The sequence below is a fragment of the uncultured Photobacterium sp. genome (assembly GCF_947502415.1).
GTDB lineage: Bacteria > Pseudomonadota > Gammaproteobacteria > Enterobacterales > Vibrionaceae > Photobacterium.
The window spans coordinates 1-762 of the sequence record NZ_CANMZV010000094.1 but is presented as its reverse complement, the minus strand read 5'-3'; the positions used below and the strand labels follow the sequence as shown (position 1 = coordinate 762).

1 protein-coding gene is annotated in these 762 nt (G+C 41.7%); it reads left to right on the top strand.

Annotated elements, in window-relative coordinates; genetic code table 11:
- Nucleotides 1-38: 38 nt before the first annotated feature.
- Nucleotides 39-739 (top strand): IS1 family transposase gene (locus Q0852_RS23670; RefSeq protein WP_299022902.1). Its coding sequence is split into 2 segments (ribosomal slippage): nucleotides 39-288 and nucleotides 288-739, totalling 702 coding nucleotides; the frame shifts between segments, so codons are not numbered across the junction.
- Nucleotides 740-762 lie beyond the last annotated feature (23 nt).

Sequence of the window (762 nt, the reverse complement as noted above, 5' to 3'; positions counted from 1 at the left end):
CTATAGTTTAGTTATTTGTCGAGTTATCGGGTGATCTTATGGCGACACTAGAAGTCCCTTGCCGTTACTGTTCTCAGACCAAATCAGTTCGTAAACATGGGACTGGAGCGAATAAAGCTCAACGCTATCGTTGTCTTGATTGCCGAAAGTCATTCCAACTTGATTACACCTACAATGCCTATCATCCTGGTGTAAAAGAACAAATTGTTGATATGGCCATGAACAACGCTGGGCTACGTGATACTGCCAGGGTGCTTAAAGTTGGGTTTAATACCGTGCTGAGAACATTAAAAAACTCCAACCGAGACAAGTAACCTCAGTTCCATTCGATAATGCCGAAATCGAGCTTATCTGTGAAGTTGACGAGCAATGGTCATTTGTTCAGAACAAAAAGAACCAACGTTGGCTTTGGTATGCTTGGGAGCCAAGGTTTAAGCGGATCATTGCCCACACTTTTGGACGTCGCAGTGAGGAAACACTTCAGGCTTTATTGATGCTTCTAGAGCCATTTACAATCAATTTCTTCTGTACTGATGATTTCAGAGTTTACTCATCAAATCTCCCAGCAGAAAAGCACATTACAGGGAAATTATTTACCCAACGAATAGAACGGCAGAATCTGACATTGAGAACGCGATTAAAGCGACTAAATCGCAAAACCATTGGTTTCTCTAAATCTGAAGAAATGCATGACAAGGTAATTGGCACATTCATTGAGCGTGAGTTCTACAGATGTTAGTTCAACAAGTTGGCGTCATGACC